Annotated in this window: 2 protein-coding genes; both read left to right on the top strand. The window is 47.4% G+C overall.

The window, feature by feature from the left end; genetic code table 11:
- Positions 1-127: 127 nt before the first annotated feature.
- Complete coding sequence (locus F6J94_RS29925; protein WP_293046974.1) at positions 128-1,408, top strand: efflux RND transporter periplasmic adaptor subunit; 1,281 nt, start codon at positions 128-130, stop codon at positions 1,406-1,408.
- Between the two features lie 47 nt (positions 1,409-1,455).
- Positions 1,456-4,785: an efflux RND transporter permease subunit gene (locus F6J94_RS29920; protein ID WP_293046972.1), complete on the top strand. Its 3,330-nt coding sequence runs from the start codon at positions 1,456-1,458 to the stop codon at positions 4,783-4,785.
- Positions 4,786-5,102: the final 317 nt, after the last annotated feature.

The following is a 5,102-nucleotide window of genomic DNA, read 5'->3' as shown; positions in this document are numbered from 1 at the left end:
AGAGGGGACAGCCGCAGGGGTTTGAACAGTTTCAGCAGGGGAATCGGTTTTTTGACCCTTTGGAGCTGTCCCCTCTGCTGAAACCCCTGGGGCTGTCCCCTCTGCTGTACCTGCTCAAACTGTTACGGTGGCAGACGTAAAAACCACCACAGTTAACCGTACCCTAGAAGTTATTGGTAGTGTTGCTGCTTTTGAGGAGATTAGGGTCAAGTCCCAAGCAACGGGTTTACAGATTAAACAGGTACTGGTTAGAGAAGGGGAATTTGTCAAGGCCGGACAAGTAATGGCACGCCTAGATAATGCTGTGCTTCAGGCACAGTTAGCTCAAGCTCAGGCAGCAGTTGCCCAAGCTGAAGCCCGTTTAGCAGAACTGAAGGCGGGGTCACGCTCAGAAGAAAAAGCCCAAGCTAGAGCTCGTCTAGACCAAGCTAGAGCTCGTCTAAGGCAGGCCGAAGCTAGTATTCCTAGACAGATTGACCAAGCAAAAGCCCAAGTGGCATCTGCTGAAGCCCAGTTGAGTCTAGCTAAACGTCGCTTCGAGAGCCAGAAAAAATTGATTGCCGAGGGAGCCATCTCCCAAGACCGCTATAATGAGGTGGAAAGTCAATATTTCAGTGCTCAAGCGAATTTATCTGAAGCCCAACAACGCCTTGAGCAAGCACGAAACACCAACAGCCCAGAAATTGCCCAGTTAGAAGCCGCTGTAGTAGAAGCTCAACAGCAGCTCCAGCAAAGATTGGCTGGTTCCCGTCCAGAAGTAATTGCTCAAGCTCAAGCTCAACTGGCTAGAGAGAAGGCACAAGTCCAGTTAGTGATGGCGCAACTGAATGATACCCAAGTGGTGGCACCAGTCAGTGGCAAAGTAGCGACCAGAAATGCCCGTGTCGGTGATATTACCTCTTCGTCAGAAACACTCTTTACCATTATCGAAAAGGGGCGTTTGGAATTGTTATTAAGGGTACCCGAAACCCAACTGTCCCAAATTCAGATTGGGCAACCAGTAGAAATATCCTCTAGAGGAGATAGCAGCCTGAAGCTTTCTGGAACAGTACGAGAAATTGACCCGATAGTTGATCAGCAGTCTCGTCAGGCTGTGGTCAAAGTAGATTTACCCAATTCCGGTAGCTTGCGACCAGGAATGTTTTTACAAGGCTCTATCACCACCTCATCCACTACCGGTCTAACTATACCATCGAAAGCAGTCTTGCCCCAACCTGACACTAGTGCAATCGTTTACCGACTCGAAGCAGATAACACTGTTAAAGCAAAGCCAGTGGTAATGGGAGAACTCCTCCCTGATGGGCAAGTAGAAATCAAGAGTGGTTTAGCCCCAAGCGATCGCATTGTAGTCAAAGGTGCTGCTTTCCTCAAAGACGGCGATCGCGTCCAAGTCTTAGAAACTCAATAGAAGCCCTCCCATCGCCTTCAAGCCAATAACCTTCAACTATTTATAAGATGTCCTTCCACGTCTCCTCTTGGTCAATTAAAAATCCGGTTGCTACTCTGGTCATGTTCCTGGTTTTAGGAATAGTTGGTCTATTCTCCTTTAACCAGTTGGGAATTGATGATACCCCCAATATTGATGTGCCAGCGGTCATGATTACTGTTACCCAGCCAGGGGCAGGACCGGCAGAACTGGAATTCCAGGTCACGAAAAAAGTTGAAGATGCTGTTGCTAGCCTCGGAGATATTGACCAAATCAACTCTACCGTTACTGATGGCAGCTCCAGCACTATTATTAATTTTGTCCTGGGAACTGATAGCAATCAGGCCACTAATGATGTACGCAATGCGGTAGCTCAAATTCGCCAAAGTTTGCCCCTAGATATCAACGAACCTATCGTCAGACGGTTAGAATTTGCCGGAGGTTCAGTTATGACCTATGCCGTAGCTTCTGACAAACGCTCAGTGGAGGAATTGAGTGACCTAGTTGACCGGAAAATTAGCCGTGATCTGGTGAATGTAGCGGGAGTTGCCCAAATTGATCGACTCGGAGGGGTTGACCGGGAAATTCGAGTTGACCTTGACCCCGCTAGATTACAAGCCTTTGGTATCACTGCTACCCAAGTTAATGACCAAATTCGGAGTTTTAATGTTAACTTACCAGGTGGTCGCGGTAACATCGGCGGTGCTGAACAGAATGTCCGGACTCTCGGCAGTGCCAAGACGGTGGAAGAGTTAAAAAACTACCGTATTGTGCTCCCGGATGGGGCAAATGTTGCCCTTTCCAGTTTGGGAGAGGTTAAAGACGACTTTGGTGATCTCAGGAAAGCCGCCTATCTCAATGGGGAGTCAGTGGTAGCCTTTTCTGTACTGCGTAGCACTGGTAGCACTTTAGTCTCCGTGGAAGAAGGGGTGCGCAAGGCTGTCGAACAACTAAAAACTACTCTGCCAGAGGATATCGAACTGCGCTTGATATTCACCCGTGCTAATTCCATCCGTGAGTCCTACCAAGCAACCATAGATTCCCTAGTTATCGGGTCACTACTGACCGTACTCACTGTGGGGATATTTCTGAGAAATTGGCGGGTAACTCTAATTACAGCAGTAGCCCTACCTTTATCAATTATTCCCACCTTTTTGGTGATGAAATCCCTAGACTATACCCTCAACGGTATGAGCCTACTGGGTTTAGCCCTAGCTGTGGGGAACTTGGTCGATGATGCCATTTGCATGATTGAAAATATCGACCAGCACTTAGATATGGGTAAGAAACCCCTTAAAGCAGCTTGGGATGGGGCGCGGGAAATTGGTTTAGCTGTAGTAGCCACCACCGCCACTATTGTTGCGGTATTTATTCCTGTAGCCTTCATGGGGGGTATCCCTGGTCAGTTTTTCCAACCCTTTGGAGTAACCGTTGCTGTATCTACTATGTTTTCGACCCTGGTAGCTACCACAATGACACCGATGCTTAGTGCTTATTTGCTCAAGCCAAAATCAAAAGGGTTGTTCGCGAAGCGTGGCCTTTTGGCCAAGGTTGACAAGTTGTTCGCGAAGCGTGGCCTTTTGGCCAAGGTTGACAAGTTGTTCGCGAAGCGTGGCCTTTTGGCCAAGGTTGACCCGTTGAAGGTTGACAAGTTGAAGGTTGAAAGTTGGCACAATAACCATCAACCTGCTAACCATCAACCTGCTAACCATCAACCTGCAACCCACCAGAGCCGACCTATACAACCTTATCGAGGTCTATTAACCTGGGCGTTGAAGCACCGGATTACCACGATGTTGATAGCTGTAGCTTTTTTCATCGCTAGCTTGCAGCTTGTACAGTTTATTCCCAAGGGTTTGTTTAGTAATGGGGATACTGGCATCAGTACAGTATCGATTGAGCTGCCACCGGGGTCTGAGCTGAGTGAAACCATAGATGTGGTTCAAGAAACAAATCGGTTGTTGCAGTCAAACCCAGCTATAGAAAATGTTTTGGCTAGTGTTGGGGGTGATGGTGTAAATTCTGCTATTGTATACGCCAAACTCTTACCCAAAGACCAACGGGAACTCTCTCAGCAAGAATTTCAGCAGCAAATGCGTGAGGATTTCCAGAAAATAGCTGGCGCGAGGGTTAGTTTCCGTAGTCAAGGGGCTGGAGGCTCTAGCAAGGATTTATCAATTATCCTCAAGAGTGACAATGGTGAACTGCTTTCCCAAACCGCCCAAGCTCTAGAAAAACAGATGCGTCAAATTCCTGGTTTAGTGGAAGTCACCTCTAGTGAAAGTCTAGTTAAACCAGAAATTGTGATTGTACCTAACCCTGCCCGTGCTGCAGATTTAGGTGTGTCTGTTCAAGCGATCGCACGCACGGCCTCTTTAGCGCTAATTGGAGACCTTGAGTCAAATCTGGCTAAATTTGACCTACCTGACCGACAAATTCCGATTCGTGTCCAACTTGACCCAGCATCGAGGGATGACATCGAAACCCTTAAAAATCTGCGGGTTCCCAGTCAAAATGGAACCTTAGTACCGATTGCTGCCGTAGCTGATATCCGTTTAGGGAGTGGACCTGCTCAGATTGACCGCTTTAATCGTGCTCGTCAGGTGTCTTTGGGAGGCAACTTGCAAGGGATTTCTCTAGGAGATGCGATGGACAAAGTCAAAGCCCTACCTGCCATGAATCCCCTACCTCCTGGAGTTTCCGAGGAACCAGCTGGGGATGCCGAGATTATGCGAGACATATTCAGTCGCTTTTTCAGCGCCTTAGGGCTAGCAGTGCTGTCCATTTATGCCATTCTGGTGCTGTTGTACAACAGTTTTCTTTATCCCTTTGGGATTTTGGTGGCTTTACCCCTATCCATCGGTGGAGCCTTAATGGGACTGTTGATAGGCCAGAAGGAATTGGGACTGTTTGCCCTGATCGGAATAGTATTACTAATGGGATTGGTGACCAAAAATGCCATTCTTTTGGTAGACTTTGCCTTAGCCCATCAGCAAGAAGGGATGCCCCAGTTTAAAGCAGTGATTCAAGCTGGAGTGAGTCGCTTGCGACCAATTCTGATGACCTCCGTTTCCACCGTTGCTGGGATGATTCCCATTGCCTTGGAATGGGGAGCAGCCGGTGAAGTTCGTAGTCCGATGGCTATTGCCGTGATTGGAGGATTTACCACTTCTACTCTGCTAACCTTGGTGGTGGTGCCGGTATTATTTACCTATGTCGATAACTTAGTTCGTTGGACAAGAAAGACCCTATTTGGAAGTAACACTCAAGATTCCCAAGACCTAGTAGAGGTTGAGGTAGAGCCTGAGCAGTATTTGAGCAATGGTACTTCTGTTGCTGCTAGTAATGGTAAATTCTAGTCTCTCGACAAATGTCTAGGTAAGCGAACAGCGATTAGCGCTACGCGCACGCTACGCGAACAGCCGTCAGCTATCAGCCCTTGGCTGATAGCTGACGGCTGAATCCTTATGCCTAGGGTGAATAACAATTAACTATACAAAGTTTATTGTTGGTATTTTATTAATATAATGCAGATGTCAATTACCTATTGATTGTATTAACCAAAACCAATCAATCCTTCCCCTGATCAACCCATAAGTTACCCATAAGTTACCCATAAGTTATATCCCTTCCCTGATTACGAGTTTGGTTGATGTAGTGATAGGTTGGATAGTAT

Source organism: Moorena sp. SIO1F2, from assembly GCF_010672755.1.
In the GTDB taxonomy this organism is placed as follows: Bacteria; Cyanobacteriota; Cyanobacteriia; order Cyanobacteriales; family Coleofasciculaceae; genus Moorena.
Note: the sequence above shows the minus strand (reverse complement) of the source record. Positions and strands in the feature narration are given on the sequence as shown.

What these genes read in the sequence shown, in the direction of transcription:
- F6J94_RS29920 (WP_293046972.1), top strand. Translation starts at nt 1,456, where the DNA reads ATGTCCTTCCACGTCTCCTCTTGGTCAATTAAAAATCCGGTTGCTACT.